Source organism: Rhizorhabdus phycosphaerae (genome assembly GCF_011044255.1).
In the GTDB taxonomy this organism is placed as follows: domain Bacteria; phylum Pseudomonadota; class Alphaproteobacteria; order Sphingomonadales; family Sphingomonadaceae; genus Rhizorhabdus; species Rhizorhabdus phycosphaerae.
The window spans coordinates 377,899-396,971 of record NZ_CP049107.1; the positions used below are offsets into that span (position 1 = coordinate 377,899).

At 64.9% G+C, this 19,073-nt stretch carries 18 protein-coding genes; 5 read left to right on the forward strand and 13 right to left on the reverse strand.

Features of this window, described 5'->3' with window-relative positions:
* The first annotated feature begins 300 nt into the window (after positions 1 to 300).
* Positions 301 to 1,272 carry a helix-turn-helix domain-containing protein gene (locus G6P88_RS01800; RefSeq protein WP_165321562.1) on the forward strand — a complete coding sequence of 324 codons (972 nt, stop codon included), beginning with the start codon at positions 301 to 303 and terminating at the stop codon, positions 1,270 to 1,272.
* A gap of 2 nt (positions 1,273 to 1,274) precedes the next feature.
* Positions 1,275 to 1,961: a lipoate--protein ligase family protein gene (locus G6P88_RS01805; protein ID WP_165321563.1), complete on the forward strand. Its 687-nt coding sequence runs from the start codon at positions 1,275 to 1,277 to the stop codon at positions 1,959 to 1,961.
* Here the strand turns inward: G6P88_RS01805 and G6P88_RS01810 are convergent.
* The 8 genes from G6P88_RS01810 to G6P88_RS01845 form a co-directional block, all read right to left on the reverse strand.
* The gene (locus G6P88_RS01810) at positions 1,910 to 3,844 is read right to left on the reverse strand and encodes an AMP-binding protein (RefSeq protein ID WP_226946682.1); all 1,935 of its coding nucleotides are present in this window, start codon (positions 3,842 to 3,844) and stop codon (positions 1,910 to 1,912) included. The genes G6P88_RS01805 and G6P88_RS01810 overlap by 52 nt on opposite strands.
* Positions 3,841 to 4,572: a 2-oxo acid dehydrogenase subunit E2 gene (locus G6P88_RS01815; protein ID WP_165321564.1), complete on the reverse strand. Its 732-nt coding sequence runs from the start codon at positions 4,570 to 4,572 to the stop codon at positions 3,841 to 3,843. The genes G6P88_RS01810 and G6P88_RS01815 overlap by 4 nt, the downstream gene beginning before the upstream one ends.
* Entirely contained in the window at positions 4,569 to 4,802 is a 234-nt protein-coding gene (locus G6P88_RS01820) for a biotin/lipoyl-containing protein (protein ID WP_165321565.1), read from the reverse strand. The genes G6P88_RS01815 and G6P88_RS01820 overlap by 4 nt, the downstream gene beginning before the upstream one ends.
* Positions 4,802 to 5,827, reverse strand: a complete 1,026-nt coding sequence (locus G6P88_RS01825; protein ID WP_165321566.1) for an alpha-ketoacid dehydrogenase subunit beta — start codon at positions 5,825 to 5,827, stop codon at positions 4,802 to 4,804. Before G6P88_RS01825 ends, G6P88_RS01820 begins: the two co-directional genes overlap by 1 nt.
* Complete coding sequence (locus G6P88_RS01830; RefSeq protein WP_165321567.1) at positions 5,824 to 6,792, reverse strand: thiamine pyrophosphate-dependent dehydrogenase E1 component subunit alpha; 969 nt, start codon at positions 6,790 to 6,792, stop codon at positions 5,824 to 5,826. Before G6P88_RS01830 ends, G6P88_RS01825 begins: the two co-directional genes overlap by 4 nt.
* Positions 6,793 to 6,867: 75 nt before the next feature.
* Positions 6,868 to 7,209 (reverse strand): aldehyde dehydrogenase family protein, encoded by a 342-nt coding sequence (locus G6P88_RS01835; protein WP_165321568.1) that lies wholly within the window; start codon positions 7,207 to 7,209, stop codon positions 6,868 to 6,870.
* 360 nt (positions 7,210 to 7,569) lie between these two features.
* Complete coding sequence (locus G6P88_RS01840) at positions 7,570 to 8,316, reverse strand: maleate cis-trans isomerase family protein (RefSeq protein WP_165321569.1); 747 nt, start codon at positions 8,314 to 8,316, stop codon at positions 7,570 to 7,572.
* A 61-nt stretch (positions 8,317 to 8,377) separates the two neighbouring features.
* A complete protein-coding gene (locus G6P88_RS01845) occupies positions 8,378 to 9,586 on the reverse strand; it encodes an FAD-dependent oxidoreductase (protein WP_165321570.1) in 1,209 nt (402 codons plus the stop codon).
* Between the two features lie 214 nt (positions 9,587 to 9,800).
* Here G6P88_RS01845 and G6P88_RS01850 point away from each other — a divergent pair, with 214 nt between their 5' ends.
* On the forward strand, positions 9,801 to 11,045 hold the full coding sequence (locus G6P88_RS01850) for a serine hydrolase domain-containing protein (protein WP_165321571.1): 1,245 nt from the start codon (positions 9,801 to 9,803) through the stop codon (positions 11,043 to 11,045).
* Here G6P88_RS01850 and G6P88_RS01855 read toward each other — a convergent pair.
* Genes G6P88_RS01855 through G6P88_RS01870 form a run of 4 tightly spaced genes read right to left on the reverse strand, consistent with a single transcriptional unit; the run spans position 11,023 to position 15,320 of the window.
* Complete coding sequence (locus G6P88_RS01855) at positions 11,023 to 11,994, reverse strand: alpha/beta fold hydrolase (RefSeq protein WP_165321572.1); 972 nt, start codon at positions 11,992 to 11,994, stop codon at positions 11,023 to 11,025. The two genes, G6P88_RS01850 and G6P88_RS01855, sit on opposite strands and share 23 nt — an antisense overlap.
* Positions 11,984 to 13,219, reverse strand: a complete 1,236-nt coding sequence (locus G6P88_RS01860; protein WP_226946683.1) for an LLM class flavin-dependent oxidoreductase — start codon at positions 13,217 to 13,219, stop codon at positions 11,984 to 11,986. The genes G6P88_RS01855 and G6P88_RS01860 overlap by 11 nt, the downstream gene beginning before the upstream one ends.
* The gene (locus G6P88_RS01865) at positions 13,216 to 14,016 is read right to left on the reverse strand and encodes an LLM class flavin-dependent oxidoreductase (RefSeq protein WP_165321573.1); all 801 of its coding nucleotides are present in this window, start codon (positions 14,014 to 14,016) and stop codon (positions 13,216 to 13,218) included. Before G6P88_RS01865 ends, G6P88_RS01860 begins: the two co-directional genes overlap by 4 nt.
* Complete coding sequence (locus tag G6P88_RS01870; RefSeq protein ID WP_226946684.1) at positions 14,013 to 15,320, reverse strand: M24 family metallopeptidase; 1,308 nt, start codon at positions 15,318 to 15,320, stop codon at positions 14,013 to 14,015. Before G6P88_RS01870 ends, G6P88_RS01865 begins: the two co-directional genes overlap by 4 nt.
* Positions 15,321 to 15,435: 115 nt before the next feature.
* On the opposite strand from G6P88_RS01870, the gene G6P88_RS01875 reads away from it, so the two are divergent.
* Positions 15,436 to 16,341 (forward strand): alpha/beta fold hydrolase, encoded by a 906-nt coding sequence (locus G6P88_RS01875; protein WP_165321574.1) that lies wholly within the window; start codon positions 15,436 to 15,438, stop codon positions 16,339 to 16,341.
* Positions 16,338 to 17,705: an MFS transporter gene (locus G6P88_RS01880; protein WP_165321575.1), complete on the forward strand. Its 1,368-nt coding sequence runs from the start codon at positions 16,338 to 16,340 to the stop codon at positions 17,703 to 17,705. The genes G6P88_RS01875 and G6P88_RS01880 overlap by 4 nt, the downstream gene beginning before the upstream one ends.
* Here G6P88_RS01880 and G6P88_RS01885 read toward each other — a convergent pair.
* On the reverse strand, positions 17,677 to 19,062 hold the full coding sequence (locus tag G6P88_RS01885; protein ID WP_165321576.1) for an MFS transporter: 1,386 nt from the start codon (positions 19,060 to 19,062) through the stop codon (positions 17,677 to 17,679). The two genes, G6P88_RS01880 and G6P88_RS01885, sit on opposite strands and share 29 nt — an antisense overlap.
* Positions 19,063 to 19,073: the final 11 nt, after the last annotated feature.

Genomic DNA, 19,073 nt, shown 5'->3' on the forward strand with positions numbered 1-19,073 from the left:
CTGCCGCTCATTTGTTCGCGTTGGGCTATCACTGCCCGGAGACGGGTACATGCGAATGGGCGCACCGGTTTTTGGTGGTTGGCGCAGCCTCGCGGCGGTTCGCCAGGCCGGATGACGTAGCGTGCAGCCAATCCGTGAAAGAGATTGACAAGCCAGTTTGCCTCAAGGCTAGATTTGGCAGGAGTGGATGAACCGTCGGCGGGGCGGTGCACGCGACAGGGATCGCTGCAGCACGTAACCACGTGTTGCGCAGCATTATCGGCGATCGACGACAGCAACCGGGGACCATGGACATATAAGATGGCCAATGCGCTAGCCTCTAACTGGACCGTCAGGGCCTTGGGCCGGCATAGCCCGATCCGCGAGGTCGAGAGTTTTCTCAGCAGCTTCAACGGTCTGTGGCGTATCGATCAGCAGGCGTCCGATGTCGGCGACATCGTGGTGGGCAGCCGAACCTTCGATGATCTGCTGTTCACCCGCATGCAGTTCGAGCTGGTCCATGGCGTGCGCGATCGGGAGGTCTTGAGCCGCGATCCTGTGCCCTTCTACAGCCTGACCTATGCCCCCTCCCGCGCCATCCAGCTTGTCTGTAATGGGCAGGATTTGGTGCTGCAGCCGTCGCAGATGTTCTTCTGGTCATCCGACGACAGCGTGACGCTGCACATCGATGAGACGAGCGAGTTCAACAATATCCTCTTTCCCAAATCGGCGGTGATGGACCGCTTGCCGAGCTTCTGGAACAGGCAGCACATCTTCGACTGCAAAGATCCGACCGTGGCGCTGACCGAGGCCTATTTCACCGCGCTCTCACAGAAGGCCAGCCTGATCGATAATGTGAACGGCGCCTATATCGGGTCCGCGTCGGTCTCGATGCTTCTCAACATGCTGTACGCCAGCAATGCCATCGGATTTGCATCCGACCTCGATGCCATCCTGATGAGCGCGGCGCATGACTATATCGACAAGAACCTCAAATCGCCGGACCTGTCGCCGGCAGCGGTCGCCAGTCACCTGGGGGTTTCGCTCCGCAAGCTGCAATATCTTTTTCAGGACGCCGACCAGTCGGTCATGGCACATATTCGCAAAAGGCGTCTTGAGAATGCCAGGGCCGATCTGGTGAACCCCGTCCTGCGCGATCGCCTGTCGGTGACCGATATCGCCTACCGCTGGGCCTTTTCGGACTCCGCGCAATTCTGCCATGCCTTCAAGAAGGCATTTGGCGAAAGCCCGAACCGGGTCCGCAAGAACAGCCTCGCCCAGCCCCGGGGCTAGGCATGGAAGCGCTCTCGCTGGACTATCTCGACGCCTTGGCCGAAGCGCTGCGCCCTTCGGTGGGGGAGCTCGTCTGGGACAAGCCCGCCAGCGATGCCCGATCGGCGGTGATGAGGGACGAAGCGCTTCTCGATCAGCTTGGTGCAGGAGACCGAGCGACCTCGCTGCTAAGGCTATGGTCCGGTCCCGCCGCATTGGTTGCGCCCCGCCATTTCGCCCGGAAGCCGGAGTTCGCGGCTGCGGTGGAAGAGAGCCCGATCCCGGTCGCCATTCGCGCGTCGGGCGGCACCGTCGTCCTCCATGGGCCGGGGTTCATCAACATCACCTATATCGTCGCTCGGACGAAGGGCAGCGATCTCAATGTCGATCGCCTCTATGCCGCGTTCGGCGACATTGTGATGGGCGCTCTCGCGCAGCTGGGTATCGTGGCAGGATTCGAGCGGGTCTCACGCGCCTATTGCAACGGCCGCCATGACATCGCCGTAGCCGGACGGAAGCTCGCCGGGACGGCAGCAATGGTTCGGCGATGTGCCGCGTTCGACGCCCATCTGGTTCATGCGACCCTGCGGTTGACGCCCGTTCCCGGTGAGATTGCGGCGATCACCACCTTCGAGCGCAAGCTGGGTCTGAATCCCGCCTATGATGAGCGGTCGCTGACGTCGCTTGCGGAGGAACTGGCGGGACGCTGAAGCGCCTTCACACGCTGCATGATCTGTTCGATCACATGCGGGCTTTCGACGGTGGCGGGTATGTCCGCCCGGCCGCGCTCGGCGATCTCGCGCAGCAGGCGGCGCAATATCTTCCCGGATCGCGTTTTCGGCAGCGCGGGAACCGTGATCACGTCGCGCAGCGCCGCGACGGGACCGATCATGTCCCGCACCAGTCGCACGATCTCCCGCTCGACCATGCCCGGTTCGGGCGAAACCGCCTTTTCCAGAACGACGAAGGCCCAGGGCAATTGTCCCTTGAGCGCGTCGGCAACCCCGACCACGGCGCATTCGGCGACGGCGCCATGGGCGAGCACGGCAGCCTCCATGCTGCCGGTCGACAGCCTGTGTCCCGCGACATTGATGATGTCGTCGATCCGGCCGTGGATCGACAGGAACCCGTCCTCGTCGATCTGGCCGGAATCGCCGGTGACATAATAGCCGGGAAAGCGCTCCAGATAGGATTGCGTCAGACCGGCCTCGTTATTCCACAGCCCGGTCAGCGTGCCGGGCGGAAGCGGCAAGCGGATGGCGATATCGCCGACAGCGCCCGGCGGAACAGGCGCACCATCGGGGCCGAGAATGGCGAACCTGTATCCGGGCACGGGGCGTCCCGCACAGCCTTCCCTGACCTCCAGATCGTCACGACCGGCGAGCGGCGACAGTGCCGGCCAGCCCAGTTCGGTCTGCCACCAATTGTCGAGAACGGGCACGCCCAGTTTCTCGCGCGCCCAATCTATGGTCGGCTGGTCGGCCCGTTCGCCGGCGAGGAACAGCCGCTTCAGTGGCAGCGTATCGCCCTTGCCGACAAGGCTGCCATCGGGATCGTCACGTTTGATGGCGCGGATTGCCGTCGGTGCGGTGAACAGGATCTCGACGCCATGCTCGCGCGCCACGCGCCAGAAGGCTCCGGCGTCGGGCGTGCCGACGGGTTTGCCTTCGTAGAGTATCGTCGCGCACCCCGCGAGCAAGGGGCCGTAGACGATGAAGCTGTGCCCCACCACCCAGCCGATATCGCTCGCCGCCCAATAGACCGATCCGGGCTGTGCCCCCATGATATTGCGCATAGCCCAGAGCAAAGCGGTGGCATGGCCGCCATGATCGCGCACCACGCCCTTGGGTTTGCCGGTCGTTCCCGACGTGTAGAGGATGTACAGCGGGTCCGTGCTGGCACAGGGAATGCAGTCGATCGGCTCGGCCATGCCCAGCGCCTCTTCCCAGTCGGTGACTGGCAGGGCGACGCGATCAGCCGGCACCTCCGCGCGCTGGTAGGATAGGATATGGGCGGGTTTGTGCGCGGCCAGCGCGATCGCTTCGGCGACCAGCGGGAGATAGGGCACGAGGCGGGACGGCTCGATCCCTCCGCTTGCGGTAAGAACGATCCGCGGTTGGGCGTCATCGATGCGCGTGGCCAGTTCGCGGGGCGCAAAGCCGCCGAACACGACCGAATGCACCGCCCCGATGCGGGCGCAGGCCAGCATGGCGAAGACGGCCTGGGGGATCATCGGCATGTAGATGATCACCCGGTCACCTTTGCCTATCCCGAGATTGTGCAGCATTCCCGCGGTCCGCGCGACGGCGGCTTGCAACTGGGCAAAGGAGTATTTCGCCACCTGCCCGGTCATGGCGCTGTCATAGATAAGCGCCGGATCTCCGCCGCGCCCGGCCGCGACATGCCGGTCGACCGCATTGCGGCAGATATTGATCAGACCATCGGGAAACCAGGCATTGAGGCCCGATGGGAGCGGCCGCGAGAGGCACTCGGGCGCCCTGTCCCACTCCAGAGCCGCGGCCGCGTCCATCCAGAAGCGATGGCCGACATCGTCGTCCGTATCGCACCCTGCCCCGGAAAAACGCCCCGTCACGTCACCGCCCCTTGTTCAGCTGCGCCAGCGGGGCGGCGGTCCGGCGGCTCAAGGCCGATCTCTGTCTGTTCGAGATCGCGGCAAAGTGCGGACAAAAATTCGCCGCAGGGAGCCCCATCGACGATCTGGTGATCGGTCGTGAGCGAGATGCCCATGCGATGGCGGGTGGCAAGCGCGCCATCGACGATCACGACCCCCTCCTCGATCTGCCCGAGCCCGATGATCGCCACCTGTGGCGGATTGAGGATCGGCGTGAAATAGCGCACGCGCGAAAGCCCCAAATTGCTGAGCGTGATCGTGCCGCCTTTCATATCGGCAATGGCGAGTGATCCCGCCATCGCCTTCTCGACCAGCGCCCGACGCTGGCGGGCGATATCGGTCAGCGCGATGGCTCCCGCATCACGCACCACAGGGGTGACAAGCCCCGAAGGCGAGGCGATCGCAACGGAGACATCGCATTGTCGCCACCGGGTCAGTCGGCCGTCACTGAAATGGGCGTTGAAATCGGGAAAGGACCGGACAACGCGACCGAGCGCGGCAATGACGACGTCCTCGAAACCGATGGACAGTCCCTGAGCCTTCCATGCGGCACGGGCCGCGATCACCGCGCCGACATCGGCCTCGGCGAAATAGGATATCTGCGCTGCTTCGGCCAGACTCTGGCGCATGCGCCGCGCGATCATGGCCCTTATCCCGCCAATCGGGGCGGCGACGCCGGCTTCGCTCATGCGGGTTCGATACGTCCGATGACCTGACCGCCGGCCACTTCGGTCTCGATGGCGAGCAATGGACGGAGCATCCCATCGCAGGGCGCCACGATCTCGAAGCTCACCTTTTCGCTCATTACTTCGGCGATCACCGTGCCCTGCTGCACCGGATCGCCATCATCGAAGAACCAGGTGGACAGCACGCCCACGCCATCTTCATCCCACAGGCCCGTCGGAACCAGTACATCCATCAGCGGTCGACCTCCATCGCGCGGCGGATCGCCGCGATGACCTTGTCCGTATCGGGCAGCACCGCATGCTCCATCGACGGGGCAAAGGGTATCGGGATATCGGGATGCGCCAGCCGCACGGGCGGCGCGCGCAGAACGACGCCTGCTTCGCAAACGCTGGCGATCACCTCGCCGGCAAGCCCGCAATGACGATAGTCGTCATCGACGACGACGAGCCGCCCGGTCTTGCGGACCGAGGCAATCACCGTCTCGCGGTCCAGCGGTGCGATCGTGCGCAGATCGATCACCTCGACGTCGATCCCCTCGCCCCGCAGTGCTTTCGCGGCGCCGAGGCCGTGATGCACGGTGATGCCGAGGCCTGCGACGGTCACATCGCCACCCTCCCGCACCACCGCCGCCTTTCCGATGGCGACTTCATAGGGTTGCTCGGGCACGTGGGTGATCGATCCCGGCACCGTTCCCAGCCAGCCCATGCCCTGCAACGCCTTGTGGAACATGAAGATCACGGGATTTTCGTCGCGCAGCGCGGCGAGCATCAACCCCTTGGCATCATAGGCGGTCGAGGGAAGCACGACTTTCAGCCCTGGAAGATGGCCGAAGGTCGCATAGAGGCACTGCGAATGCTGTCCGGCATCGCCATATCCGCCGCCGACTGAGGTCATCACCACCATCGGGCAAGCGACCTTGCCTGCGGAGAAATAGGCCTGCTTGGCGGCGAGATTGTAGATTGCGTCCATGCACACGCCGAAGAAGTCGACGAACATCAGCTCCACGACCGGGCGAAGACCCGTCGCCGCCATCCCCACTGCCGCACTGATGAAGCCGGTTTCGGAGATCGGCGTATCCCGCACGCGGGCACTGCCGAACCTGTCGAGCAACCCTGCCGTATTGCCGAACACGCCACCGAGGCGACCGATATCCTCTCCCATGACGATGATGCGGTCGTCGCCCGTCATTTCCTGCGCCAGCGCTTCGGCCATGGCCTTGGCGATCGTGAGTTTGCGCTGCGGTGCCGGGATGTTCATGCTGCGGTCCTCTCGACGAACACAGCCTCGAGGGCCTGCGCTGCACTGGGCATTTCGCTGCCGCGAGCGAATGCGAAGGCGTCGGCCACTGCGGCGGCGGCGATGTGCTCCGCTTCGTCGAGCAGAGCGGGGTCGACGCCCTCCGCTTCCAACCGGGCACGATAGGCCGGGATCGGATCGATCGCGGCCAGCGCAGCAACCTCCCCGTCCGGGCGATAGCCCTCCTGGTCGCCGATGAAATGGCCCTCGAGCCGGGTGGTGACGATCTCGATCAGGCTCGGTCCACCGCCGGACCGTGCGCGTGCTATCGCTGTCCCCGCCGCCTCGTGAATCAGATCGGGATCGTTGGCATCGACATGAATGCCGGGCATGGCATAGGCGATCGCGCGGTCGCTGTTGCGCGCCACTGCCGTGCAATGGCGCTTGGCGACCGAGATGCCATAGCCATTGTCCTCGATCACGAAGACCACCGGCGCCTTCCATATGGCTGCCAGGTTGAGCGCTTCGTGAAAAGCCCCCTGGTTGGCGGCTCCCTCGCCCAGAAACGCGACCGCAATATGCGGTAGCCCCTGAAGCGCGAAGGACAGGGCCGCGCCGACTGCAGGCCCCAGCCCCTGGCCTATTATACCCGAGCAGCTGAAGTTCACCGCCGGATCGAACAGGTGCATATGTCCACCCCGCCCGCCGGAAAGCCCGCTGGAGCGCCCGAATATCTCCGCCGCCATCGCCCTGAGGTTGACCCCCTTGGCAATCGCGACATGGTGTGGCCGGTGCGTCGCCGTGACGAAGTCGCCGTCCGTCAGATGCTCGCACACGCCAACCGCACAGGGCTCCTGGCCGTTCGAAAGGTGCATCTCGCCCGGGATCGGCCCCTTGGCCATGTTGAACAGCGGACTCTTGCCTTCGAAATAGGCTTCCTTGATCCGGCTTTCGAACAGCCGGCTCTGATGCATTTTTTCGTACATCCAAAGCCGATGCTGACGATTGGTGTGTGCAGTTACCATGATCCGACCTTCGATCGCAGCGCAGGGAGGGAGGCGTCAGCGAGCCTCGTTCACCACTGTATCTGGGTGAACTCGTGGAGCCCTTCTTCCGCGAAATCCACGCCGATGCCCGATCGCCTGGCCCCGCCGAAAGGCATGCTGGTCGCGGCGCGCATCGATCGCGTCGGCCGGTTGGTTGACCGGATCGCGCCGCGTCCGCATCGGCATTTTGCGCCATGCGGGGAAAGCGGCCTTTGCCGCCGCGACGGCCGCGTTCATCTGGCGCTCGGAACCGCGCGGGCAGGTTGCGAACACCGTTTCCGTCGCGGGGTTGATCACATCCATCGTCTCGTCGCCGTCGACGAGTGCTCCGCCAATCAGCAGCTTATACTCAGACATCGTCCGCCTCCTGCGAGAACGGTCGGCACCCCGTCTGGGCAAGGCCGACGGCGCATGCCTGGTGGGTGTCCGACGACCGTTCCCGGTTGAGCCCGGCGTTCAACCGCCGGGCAGACCGGTGCATAGCCGGTCGCAGGAGGAGAGCATGCGCGCAGGCGCACGGCGAGTTGCGTTTGCGCGCAGCATCGAGGCTAGCGCCGCTTATGCGGGAAGCATTCTCCCCGCTTTGCGGCCAGAAATTCGCGGAAGGCGACACGCGCCCGGTTGACCAACAAGTGGCCGCGCGCGCGTCAGGTCAGCGAGATCACCAAAGCAACGATACGGTGCGCAGGGAATTCCCCTCGCGCGCATAGCCCAATATCAGAACTCGGCGAGAAGCCGTCCGAGGCCGTCGACCCGGTCGGTGATGCCGAGGGTGCGCAACGCATGCCAATAGGTCGCCGTGTTGATCGCGATGACGGGCTTGTCGAGCTTCGCCTCATATTCGGCGGCAAGGCTCACCATGGACAGGTTGGTGCCAACCTGCACCACTGCATCGACGTCAGGGCCGTCGAGATGGTCGATCACCTCGCACAGACGCTGCGGCGTGACCTTGGCGATGTCGGTCCAGCGCTTGCACTCGAGCGGCACGTCCCGCACCACCGAAAAGCCCGACTCTTCCAGGAAGCGACGCACCTCGGCATTGGCCACCGGGTAGTAAGGCGAGACGAAGCTGACGGTCTTCACATTGCCATAGGCATGAAGCGCGGCGGCGATCGATTCCGAACCCGTGGATGCGCCGACCCCTGCCAGCGCCTCGACTTCGGCCTTGAACTTCTGGCCGCCCTCGACCCCACCGTAGAAGGTGATGGCCGACATGCCGAGAACCAGATATTCGGGGCGCAGCGTCATGACCGAGCGCACGGCGTCCATCGTATTTTCGGCGATCGCGGTCGTGCCGGCGATGAAATCCTCGTTCGACAGCGCGACGGGATCCTCAACGTAGATGCGCGAGAAATGGTTGGTGACCCCTGCGGGCCGCATCCGCTCCATATCGGGCTGGACGGTGGTGTTGGTGGAAGGGGCAATCACGCCGAGACAGGCACGGTATCCCTGAACGTCGACCATTTGGGTACTTCTCCGGTGGAACAGGCGCAGCAAGCCCCTCCGCTGCTGCGCCCGCTGTTGGTCAGTTGATCGCAGCCGCCTGGGCGAGGCTGTCGAACATGGCTTGCCGCATCAGATAGTTGCGGCGGGTCTCGTCATTCTGCTTGATGCCGAGCATTTTCAGACGGCGCGCCTCGTGCGCTTCGTCCTGTCCACCCTTGATGAAGGCCATGTTTTCCTTGGTCTGCATCTGGGTGAAGCTGTGCGTTACTTCACGCCGCTGGCGATCGTACAGCGCGAGATTGGCTTCGAGATCGGCCTGGCCCTTCAGCACCGGTTCCAGCTTTTCGAACAGGTTGAAGGCATCGTGGACCCCCGAGTTCATGCCGAAGCCGCCGAGCGGGTTGTTGAGGTGCGCGGAATCGCCCACCAGCATGACGCGCCCTTCGCGGAAGGACTTCGCCACCCGCTGATGCACGCGATACAGGGTACGGTGTTCGGTCTTGACCGATGCGCCATCGCCGATGAGCCGATCGAAGATTCCGTTCTTCATCTCGTCGGAGCGCAGCTCGTCGTCGCTGAGCGAGCCATCGGTCGGCACGAGCACGCGCCAGAGCGAAGGCACCCGCAACAACACCAGCCATTCCTTCGGATCGGAGACGTAGTTCACCAGCGCGAGGTTCGGCAGGTGATCGGCCAGTTCCAGATCGGTCGATAGACAGAGAAAGCGCTCGGGGTAGGTGAAACCGTCGAACTCGATCCCGAGCCATTTGCGCACGATGGAATTGGCGCCATCGGCTCCGATCAGGAAATCGGTGCGGATGCGACTGATCCCGTACGCCGTTTCCGTCCAGAGATCGACGCCGGCCTCGTCCTCCTTGAAGGTAAGAAGGCGGTTGTTGAACAGCATCCGGGCGTTGGAGAATTTCTCGAGCCCTGCGGCGAGCGCACGCGACAGATGATATTGCTCGCACTGGATGCGGAAGGGGTAACGCGTGACGTCCGAGATTTCCGACAGATCGAACTCGATGACTTCGCCCGAGGTGCGGTCGCGCCAGTGATAGACGGGCGCCTTAAGCCCCTTTTCGAGCAGCATCGGCGTGATGCCGATCGTGTCGAGCATTTCGAGCGTCGGCGGATGGAAGGTGGATGCGCGCAGATCCTGGGCGCAATCTTCGCCCGCTTCCAGCACCACCACGTCAAATCCCGCCTGGGCCAAAAGCGTCGCCAGAACCGTCCCCACGGGACCGGCTCCGACAATCGCCACCTGGCACCGATCAACCCCTGTCATATCGAGCGGACTCCAATCTTACTTGCAGATGGAACTATGGACCGCCCGCGTTCGAGCCGCGTCGAAAGCGGATGAACTATCCGCCTTGCGGTGATTGGCCGGTCGAACGGGGGAAATCGGAACGGCTGCGGTCAGACTGGCATTGTCGGCAGGATCGCCATCCGGCTTCCGGTCGTGCCAGATTGCGCAAACCGTTCATCGATGGATCAACAGCATGACGTCATCTACCCGGGCGAGGATCCTTGCACTCTCTCTCACCGCGCTGGCCCTTTCGGTTAGCGTGAACCCGGCGCTTGTGCTGGCCCAAAGCGAGGATGCCGAAGCGGTCTATCGAGCCCGGCTGGCGGTCTTCCTAAAGGACCCGGGCAACCTGCCCTATGAGCCGACCGAGCCGCTCGCAGGCGCTCCCGCTTGGAAGCCGCTTCCCGCCACGTCGGTCGCGAAGAGCGGAATCTCGGTCGAAAGCCTGGAAAAGGCCCGCGCCTATGCGGCAATGATGAACAGCAGCGCCTTCATGGTGTGGCGCGACGGCCGGCTCGTCACCCAATGGTATGCGCCCGGCGTCACCGAACGCACGCCGATCACCTCCAAATCCCTGTCCAAGCCGTTGACCGCGATCGCCATCGGCCGTGCCCTGGCGCTGGGCAAGATCCGCTCGATCGATCAGTCGATCGCCGACTTCATCCCGCGCGCCAAGGGCACGCCGAAGGAGAAGATCACGATCCGCTATCTTCTCGATATGCGCTCCGGGATGCTGGACCAGGGCTTCAGCGCTGAGCCCGACCACCCCTATAATCGAGTCCTGCTCCACCCCGATTTCGGAGACAGGATCATCGACAGCTACCCGATGCCGCACGAGCCGGGGAAGCATTATTCCTATGCAAACGCCCCGAGCGACACGATCGCCATGGTGATCGAGGGCGCGACGGGGATGCGCTATGGCGACTGGGTCAGCCGCGAAGTGCTCTTGCCGCTGGGCGCTCCGGGCGGGACGATGTGGGTCGGAAAGCCGGGCGGTCTCGCCCACGCCGGCTGCTGCGCGACCATGCCGGCCGACACCTATCTCCGCTTTGCCATTCTTCTGCTGCAGAATGGCGTCTGGCAGGGCAAGCGGCTGCTGCCCGACGGCTATGTCGCGGAAATGCGGAAGGGAACCGAGGCCAATCCTAATTTCGGCCTCGGTATATGGCTGGGCGAGCCCTATCGCCAGCGCCGCCCCTTCGGCGCTCCGGGAATGCTCGGTCCGCATGTTCTGCACAGCGAACCCTTTCTGGATCCCGAGCTGTTCATGTTCGACGGCAATTCGAACCAGCAGGTGGCGATCAGCCCGAAGTACCGGCTGATCGTCCTGCGCGTCGGCGCCACACCGCCGGCGCCGAAGGACGGCAGGCCCGAATGGGACAATGCCTTCCTGCCGAACACCCTGATCCGGGGACTCACCTCGCGCGGCGGTGACTGACCTTCGCTATCCACCGGGACAGGTCTCCGCCGAAAAGGTCCGGATTCTCGATCATGGGAAAATGACCGAGGCCGGGATAGCGGATCAGATCGACCCTGGTGTTGCGGAAGCGGGCGACCGAAGCCTCCGGCCCCTGGCTGATGACGTCGTCGACCTCGCACCATTGCAACAGGACTGGCACCGTCACCGCCTCGGCAACGGCGCCGACATCGGTGGTGCGGAACAGCTGGGTGTTGGCGGCGATGTAGCGGGCCTGTCGTTCGAGCGCGCCGGGAAGCGAATTCATATCGTAGATGGAATCCACGAACGCGCGCGGCGGCTCGAAATCCGGCGGCGTCGTGTCCTTTATGACGAGCCGCCAGAATTCGTGCGGCCGCCAGCCCGGCGTGAACTGGTCGGTCGCCTTGAGCAGCGTGAGCAGTCGTGGGTCGACCTTGCGCGTCTGGCTCGGGCGTTCGAGCGGCAGGATCGACAGCGCGATCGCGGTGGCATGGCCCGGATAGGCGCGATTATATTCGAGCGCGACATTCGCACCGTTCGATGTCGCGACCAGCACGAAGCGTTCATGGCCGAGCGCCCGCAGCAACCCGTCCATCAGTTCGGCCGCGCGCGGGGTGGAATAAACGTCCTTGGGATCTGGGCCGGTCAGGCCGTAGGGTGACCAGTCGAACCGGACGACGCGATAGTTCTTCTTCAGCAGCGCGGCGACCGCGTCCCATTCATGCAGGTTCACGATCGAACCGTGCAGCAGAACTACGACCGGATCGCCCTTCCGCCCCTCCTCGCGGACGTGGATCGGCACTCCGTCGACGGTTACGAAGCGCGACGGCGCCTGAGCCCAACGCGCTGTGACCGTGGCTCTGTCCGATGGGTTGAACTGTTCCGCCGACTGTGCGGGGCTCGCCAGTCCGAGCAGCGCACCGGCCGCAAGCGCAGCCTTACGCAGCAAGGTCTGCCTCCAGCGGACCGAGGCCCAGCGTGTCGCGCAGCGTCTTGCCGGGATAGTTGCGGCGAAGCCTGCCCTTTTCCTGCAGGATCGGCACCACTTGATCCACGAACAGCTCCAGCTCGCCGGGCATCCAGGCGGGTTGCATCGTGAAGCCGTCACAGGCACCCGCATCCACCCAGCGGATCATCATGTCGGCCATCTGTTCGGGCGAGCCCCTGAACACATTATGGCCGCGCGGCGTCCGTACATAGGCAGTCGCGAAGTCGCCCAGCGAAATCCCCTTCGATGCCGGCCCTGCCAGCACCTTGGCGATGTCCTCGCGCGGAGCGAGCGTGTTTTCCAGAATATGCTCGAGCGGTATCGGCGCGGAAGGATCCTGCCCGCTCAGATCGACCGTCAGCGATTCCGCCAGATATTCGATGCACAGATCGAGATCGGCAAGTTCGAGCAGCGCCGCGTCCTTGGCCAAGGCTTCCTCCTCGGTCGGCGCGAGGATGAAGGACAGACCCGGCATGATCCGCACCGCATCGGGGTTGCGTCCGACGGCGGCAATACGCTGACGCAGGTCGGTCCGAAAAGCGATGCCATCGTCGATCGTTGCGGCCGGGCAGAAGATAGCCTCGGCCGTGCGCGCAGCGAAATCGCGTCCGTCGCCCGACTGCCCGGCCTGGATGAAGACCGGCCGGCCCTGCGGGATCGGCACCTCGGCCTGTTGCCAGAGGCGGGTCGCTTCCGCCACCGTGCTCACCGCATTGGCGTAGCGTGCTGATTTCTCCGGCATCTGCTCCTCGCCGAAATTGCCAGCCGTCGTGGCATAGGCCGAGGTCACGATGTTCCACCCTGCCCGTCCGCCCGTTATACGGTCCATCGTCGCGAGGCGCTCGGCGAGCATCTGCGGCGAGTTATAGGTGGTCGAGATCGTCGCGACGAGACCGACATGCTCGGTCACCGCCGCCATCGCCACCAGCAGCGTGACCGGATCGAGCGTCGGCATCGCCAGCCGTTCCGACGTGCGTCCACCCGCCCCGCGCGAGTGGAGCTGATCCCCGAACACGATCGCATCGAAGCGGCCCCGCTCGGCCAGCCGACCGACGCGGCGATAATAGTCCATCGTGAAGACCTCGGCCGGCGTCGCCTGCGGATGCCGCCATCCGCTCGGATAATGGCCGATGCCCTGCAGAAAGGCCCAGAGATGGATCTGCGGCGCGGACTGGTCGGTCATCATGCAAACTCCTCAAGCGCTAGGCCGAGCCGCTGGCGCAGGGTCTTGCCCTCTCGCGCATCGACCAAAGGGCCGAAGCGTTCTGCTATCAGCGCGATGTCGGCCATCGCATCGTTCAATTCGAAATGGGCACCATCGATCTCGCCCCGGAAGAACCGCTCGGCGGTGGCGCCCGGGTCGCTGTCTACGCTCGTCTTGAGCAGCCGGCGCCGTGCGGGGAGCACCTGTCCTTCGGAGACCAGCGCGATGTCGGCATCCGCCGCGCCCACGGGATCGGCGCCATCGATGACCAGCAATATGTGCCCCTGCGGCGGACGCATCGCGTTGACCGGCCCGGCCACCTTGAAGAACGGCCCTTCATGGTTGGTGGATCGCACCCTGGACGCGTCGAGATAGCGGCCCGAGGCCTTGTCGATGATCAGCGTATCGGGATCCCAGCCATCCCACAGGCCGCGTACGGCCGCGACCATGTCCTCCGCCATGCCGTCGGGCGAATCGCCGGAAAGCGGCAGCCATCCACTCCGGCCGTCCGACAGGAAATCGACCGCCGACAAGGCGCGCGCCACGTGGAAGGGATGCGAGGTAGCGGCAGGAACGGCTGCTACAATGCCGATCCGGCTTGTCGCGGCGGCGGCCCAGCCGAGGATCACCTGCGCATCGAACGGCCGGGCGTCGGGACGACCCATGACGAACAGGTCGATCCCCGCCTGCTCGGCGGCGGACAGGACGCTGCGCGCCCAGAGAGGATCGTTCAGGCGCGGATCGCCTGTCGATACCGAAAGAAGGAAAGCTCTGCTCATAGAATGATCACCGGATCGTGGAGGGGGTGAATGGGCTCGCAGCCCGTGTCGGTAATGAGGACGAGATCCTCGCAATGCGCCGATCCGCCGATCCCGATGTCCATGACCGGGCAGTCGACCGACAGGATCATGCCGGCCTCGAGCATGATGTCCGGCTTGCGCCAGAAGCCGCCATGGTCCTCGCCAGGTTCATCGGTATGGGCGAGCCCGACGCTGTGCGGGCCGAAGCCGATGATCGTGTCGTAGCCGGCCTTGCGGACGGCATTGGCCCCGATTGTGCAAATCTCTGAATAGCGCAGGCCGGGACGCAGCCGCTCGCGCACGGCCTGCCAGCCGAAGGCGGCAGCCTCGGCGGCGCGGGCTGCCGAACGAGGCGGCTCGCCGACGAACACGGTCCGCGCGAAATCGCCATGATAGTTGAGGAAGTGGCTGACGCCGTCGAGCATCAGCGTCTGCCCCTCGACGATACGTCCGAGCGAATGATCGGCCGAGACGCGGTCGACATTCAGGAAGACCGCGCTGTTACCGCGCTGAGCGGTTTCGACGCGGAACAGGTCCTGCAGTTCGCGATGGGTCGCTCCTGCACGGATCGCCCGCCCGGTGGAATCGAGTGCCGCGACGTTCGCCGCTGCCGCGCGCGCCATCAGTCGTCGCTCCAGATCGGACTTGATGAGCCGGATTTCGCACAGCGCGTTGAGTGCCGGGACGATGCGGCCCGGATGGTCGTGACGCAGGCAGACCTCCGCGATCACCGGTTCGTCATAGCCGATCCGGCCCGCCCAGAGCCCAAGGTCGCGCATCGCGGCGACCAGCGCCGCGCCACTGTCGGCCATGGCAGCGCGCTCTTCCTCGGCCTGGGCGCCGACATCCATGCGATGCTGTTCGATCGGCGATAGCGGAACGGCGCCGCGATCGTTGAACAGCGGCATCGTCGCTCCGGCACGTCGACCGTCCGCTGGAGCGTCGTCGCCCAGCGCGTCGTACAGCCAGACCCCGACATCGCTGCGGCTGCGGCCATCGGCCCAACTATATTGATGCAGGAAGCGACTGATGACGAGGCCCCAGCGGTCCGGCCGTGCCCGCGCGATCAGCGCGAAAGTCCCCGCTGGCTGCCCCGCCCTGGTCCGGGCGATCTGGGGCCAGTGGCCCAGCGCATGAAACACATTGACTGGCTGGCCGAGGACGAGCCCGTCCAGGCCATGTCGGTCCATTACCGCCATAGCACGTTCGACGTTGATTGGTCCGCGCTGGCCGAGTTCGGCCAGCAGCAGCGCATCTTCATCGGAATTTAGGTTCGCAATCACCGGCCTAGTCTGCGGCCTGTTCCCTCGCCGGACTCCGAAAGCTTCGCTCTATCCGCCAGTTGGACAGGCGGATGAAGCTTGGCCGGCCGACCTGGGCATGGATTAGCCTCCTTGCATGGATGATAGCTCTCTGCCGTCGGGCCCCGCCCCCACCCCCGTTCCTTCGCACGCTCCGGAGGGCATCGAGCGGGCCTTCATCAGGCTCGAGGAAGGGCAGATCCACCTGCGCCGCCTCGCTGCCGTCGATCCTTCCGCTTCCCCGCTGCTGTTGCTCCACGCCTCCCCGGCATCTTCGTGGTTCATGCAGAACCTCATGCTGGCCCTGCGCACGGCGGGTGTTCGTGGCGAGATCCTGGCACCGGACACGCCGGGCAACGGCGATTCCTGCGCTCCTGCGCCGGACGAACCCGACATCGGCTATTTTGCAGACGCCATGCGCCGGCTTCTCGATGCTCAGGGCATTGCGACGGTAGACGTGTACGGCACCCACACCGGCGCGCGCATCGCCTGCGAGATGGCGGCGGCCTTCCCGGAGCGCATCCGGCGGGTGGTCCTGGACGGCATCACCGAATATCCCGACGAGCTGCGCGAAGCCGTGATCGCCAATTATGCGCCGGTGGTAGAGCCGGACGCCTATGGCCGGCACCTGATCTGGGCGTTCAATTTCTGCCGCGACCAGGCGCTCTTCTTTCCGCATTTCATGCAGCAGCCGCAGAACCGCCTCGCCGTTCCCATCCCGCCGCCGGAGATCCTCCACCGGATCACGCTTGACGTGCTGAAGTCCCTCGACACCTATTCGAAGCCCTACATCGCCGCCTTTCGATACAAGGCGTTCGAACGGATGGGGCGGATCGGCGCGCCGACCTTGCTCCTCAAGCCCGACAGCGAACTTGAAATCCTCAACCGTTCGGTCGAGCGCGCGCTCGAAATCCTTGGGGATGGCCGGGCGGTCTCCCTTGCAGCCGGCGATGCCGCCAAGGCGGCGGCTATGGCACACTTCCTTACCGGCGGAGACGCATGATGAACGCCACCCGCGACAAGCTCCCGCTGTCGATCTGCCTTGGCTTCGGCGTCGGCACGGTCGGCGTATCGATCATGCTCAACGCCGTCACCGCTTATTATCCGGCCTTCATGTCCACCGTGCTCGGGCAATCGCCGGAAATCGCCGGCTTCCTGCTGATGGTGTCGAAGCTGGCCGATGCGGTAATCGACGTGACGGTCGGCTCGATGAGCGATCGGACGCGCTCGCGTTGGGGGCGCCGCAAGCCTTTCCTGCTCGCGGGCGCGCTGCTGTCCACGGCATCCTTCCTGATGCTGTTCGCGCCGCCGGTCACCGGTCAGGGGCCGTTGATCGCCTGGATGATCGCCGCGCTGCTGCTCTATTCCACAGCCTATTCGCTCTTCAATGTGCCCTATATGGCGATGCCGGCGGAACTCACCAACGGCTTCCATGATCGCACGCGTCTGCTGTCCTTCCGCACGGTGTTCGTCTCGATCGGCCAGTTGCTGGCGATGGCGGGAACCGCAAGCCTGATCCAGAGCGGCGGCGGCGGCGCCGACGGATATTTCACCATGGGGCTCGTCATGGCCCTGATCATCGGTGGTGCGATGACGGCCACGGCGCTGGCCGTGCCGGTCCAGCATGGCGAGGGTGTCGCGACCGGCCGCCATCTGCCCGGACTGGCCGACCTCCGCTCGATCGCGCGCAACCGCCCCTTCATGCTGCTGCTGGGCGCCAAGGTCTTCCAGTTCCTGTCCTTCGCGTCGATCGCCTCCACGGGGCTGCTGTTCATGCTCAACGTGCTCGGCGTCGGCTATGACGGGCAGATTGTGCTCGCGGTGACCCAGAATATCGTCGTCGCGCTGTCGATGCCGTTGTGGGTGCGCTGTGGCCGGCGCTGGGGGAAGCGCGCCACCTATCTTGCGGGTGTCCTGCTCTTCTGCGGAACCGCGCTCAGCTGGTTGCTGGCCGACCGGTCCACCGACACGCTCGGCCTGGTGCTGCGCGGTATCACGAGCGGAGCCGGTTCAGGCGCGATCATCCTCATGTCGATTTCGATGTTGGGCGACACGCTGGCTTATGATCGGATCGTCAGCGGCCAGGCCCGCGAAGGCTTGCTGTCGAGTACGATCGCGGTGATCGAGAAGGTCGCCTTCGCGCTGGGCGTGGCGATGCTCGGCATGTTCCTGCGGCTGTTCCATTATGTGCCGACCACCGGCGGCGCGATCGTCGAACAGCCGGCCAGCGCCATGCTCGCCCTGCAGTTGGGCTATGCAGTCATCCCCATGGCGATGTTCGCGATCAACGGCCTTTTCCTGTGGGCCTACGACCTCGACGAGCAGAAGCTCGAAGGGGTCAGGAGCGCGGCAGCCGATAACGGCTGAACACGAGCAGGGCGATGCCCTGCAGGCTGGCGGGGATCACGCTGTACAGCAGGATGATGCCGGTGATCGCCTGATCGGTCTGCGCCGCAGCACCGCCAGTCGAGGAAACGAAGCCGAATGCACTCATCACGATCCCGGCGATGACCGGGCCGAGCGCGAAGGCCAGCTTCTCCATGGCCGAAAACAGCCCGGCGAAGACGCCCTCATTGGCCACGCCCTGCGTGCGGCGCTGATAGTCGACCGTATCGGTCATCATCGACAGCGCCAGCAGGATGAACCCACTGTTCGCCAGGCCGATCACCAACGCACGCAGAAGGATCAGCAGATGCTGGCTGTTGACGGGCTGGCCGCCCGGGAGCGTCGCGACATCGGCGCCGCCCTTCCCAACCCACAGCCAGGTCACCGTCACCGCCGCCCAGACGAGCGATGCGAGGACATAAGCGCGCGGCTTCCCGATCCGGCGCGGCAGCCACAGCCACAGCGGCTGAGCGGCGAGGCTGGCGATCGACATGCACAGGATGAAAATGGGGATCAGCCAGATCGCCCGGATGGCGTAGAGAAAGACGAAGCCGATGACGGTGTAGCTGGCGGCCTGTCCGATGTTCGACAGGAAACTGGTCGCCAGAAGCACGAGAAACGGGCGGTTGCGGCGGACGACCCGGAGCTGCTCGCGCAGGCTGCCGGCCACGGCGCCCGCCTGGATCAGCGGGACTTTGCGCATCCCGCTGGCGGTCGTCAGCATCGAGACGAGACAGATCGCGCCGAAGATCCAGCTCATGGCGTGCCAACCGGCGGCACCTCCGCCGAATTTCACGATGATCGGCTGCGCCAGGCCGACACCCACCAGCACGCCCAGGGTCGCAAAGACCATGCGCAGCACCATGATCCGGTTGCGCTGATGCGGGTCGCCGGAAAGCTCGGCGGCGATGGCGAGATAGGGGACCGAGTAGATGCTGAACGCGGTCGATGCGAGGAAGAACAGCGCGCAGATCGCCGCGGCGGCAACATAAGGGCTGGGATAGGCGGTGAAGGCGAACAGCGCGATGAAGCCGACCGTCGTTCCCACCGCCCCGCCGATCAGGAAAGGCGTCCGCCCTATCGCGGTCTTCAGCCGGTCGGACCAGGCCCCGACCAATGGATCGCACAGGATCAGCCACAGCTTGGGCACCAGAACGACCAGCCCCGCCAGCCAGGCGGGTACGCCGAGCATCGTCGTCATGAACAGCGGCAGGAGAACCGCCGGCGTGTCGCGGAACACCTGCGCGCCGAGCTGTCCCACACCATAGCGAAGGACGACGCCGCTCGGCACCTCGTCGTTCGGGTTGGCGGGTGCGGTGGCGGTGGTCGTGACGGTCATGGCGTTCCCGG

What these genes read in the sequence shown, in the direction of transcription:
- G6P88_RS01800 (WP_165321562.1), top strand. Translation starts at nt 301, where the DNA reads ATGGCCAATGCGCTAGCCTCTAACTGGACCGTCAGGGCCTTGGGCCGG.
- G6P88_RS01805 (WP_165321563.1), top strand. Translation starts at nt 1,275, where the DNA reads ATGGAAGCGCTCTCGCTGGACTATCTCGACGCCTTGGCCGAAGCGCTG.
- G6P88_RS01815 (WP_165321564.1), bottom strand. Translation starts at nt 4,572, where the DNA reads ATGAGCGAAGCCGGCGTCGCCGCCCCGATTGGCGGGATAAGGGCCATG.
- G6P88_RS01820 (WP_165321565.1), bottom strand. Translation starts at nt 4,802, where the DNA reads ATGGATGTACTGGTTCCGACGGGCCTGTGGGATGAAGATGGCGTGGGC.
- G6P88_RS01825 (WP_165321566.1), bottom strand. Translation starts at nt 5,827, where the DNA reads ATGAACATCCCGGCACCGCAGCGCAAACTCACGATCGCCAAGGCCATG.
- G6P88_RS01830 (WP_165321567.1), bottom strand. Translation starts at nt 6,792, where the DNA reads ATGTACGAAAAAATGCATCAGAGCCGGCTGTTCGAAAGCCGGATCAAG.
- G6P88_RS01835 (WP_165321568.1), bottom strand. Translation starts at nt 7,209, where the DNA reads ATGTCTGAGTATAAGCTGCTGATTGGCGGAGCACTCGTCGACGGCGAC.
- G6P88_RS01840 (WP_165321569.1), bottom strand. Translation starts at nt 8,316, where the DNA reads ATGGTCGACGTTCAGGGATACCGTGCCTGTCTCGGCGTGATTGCCCCT.
- G6P88_RS01845 (WP_165321570.1), bottom strand. Translation starts at nt 9,586, where the DNA reads ATGACAGGGGTTGATCGGTGCCAGGTGGCGATTGTCGGAGCCGGTCCC.
- G6P88_RS01850 (WP_165321571.1), top strand. Translation starts at nt 9,801, where the DNA reads ATGACGTCATCTACCCGGGCGAGGATCCTTGCACTCTCTCTCACCGCG.
- G6P88_RS01860 (WP_226946683.1), bottom strand. Translation starts at nt 13,219, where the DNA reads ATGATGACCGACCAGTCCGCGCCGCAGATCCATCTCTGGGCCTTTCTG.
- G6P88_RS01865 (WP_165321573.1), bottom strand. Translation starts at nt 14,016, where the DNA reads ATGAGCAGAGCTTTCCTTCTTTCGGTATCGACAGGCGATCCGCGCCTG.
- G6P88_RS01875 (WP_165321574.1), top strand. Translation starts at nt 15,436, where the DNA reads ATGGATGATAGCTCTCTGCCGTCGGGCCCCGCCCCCACCCCCGTTCCT.
- G6P88_RS01880 (WP_165321575.1), top strand. Translation starts at nt 16,338, where the DNA reads ATGATGAACGCCACCCGCGACAAGCTCCCGCTGTCGATCTGCCTTGGC.
- G6P88_RS01885 (WP_165321576.1), bottom strand. Translation starts at nt 19,062, where the DNA reads ATGACCGTCACGACCACCGCCACCGCACCCGCCAACCCGAACGACGAG.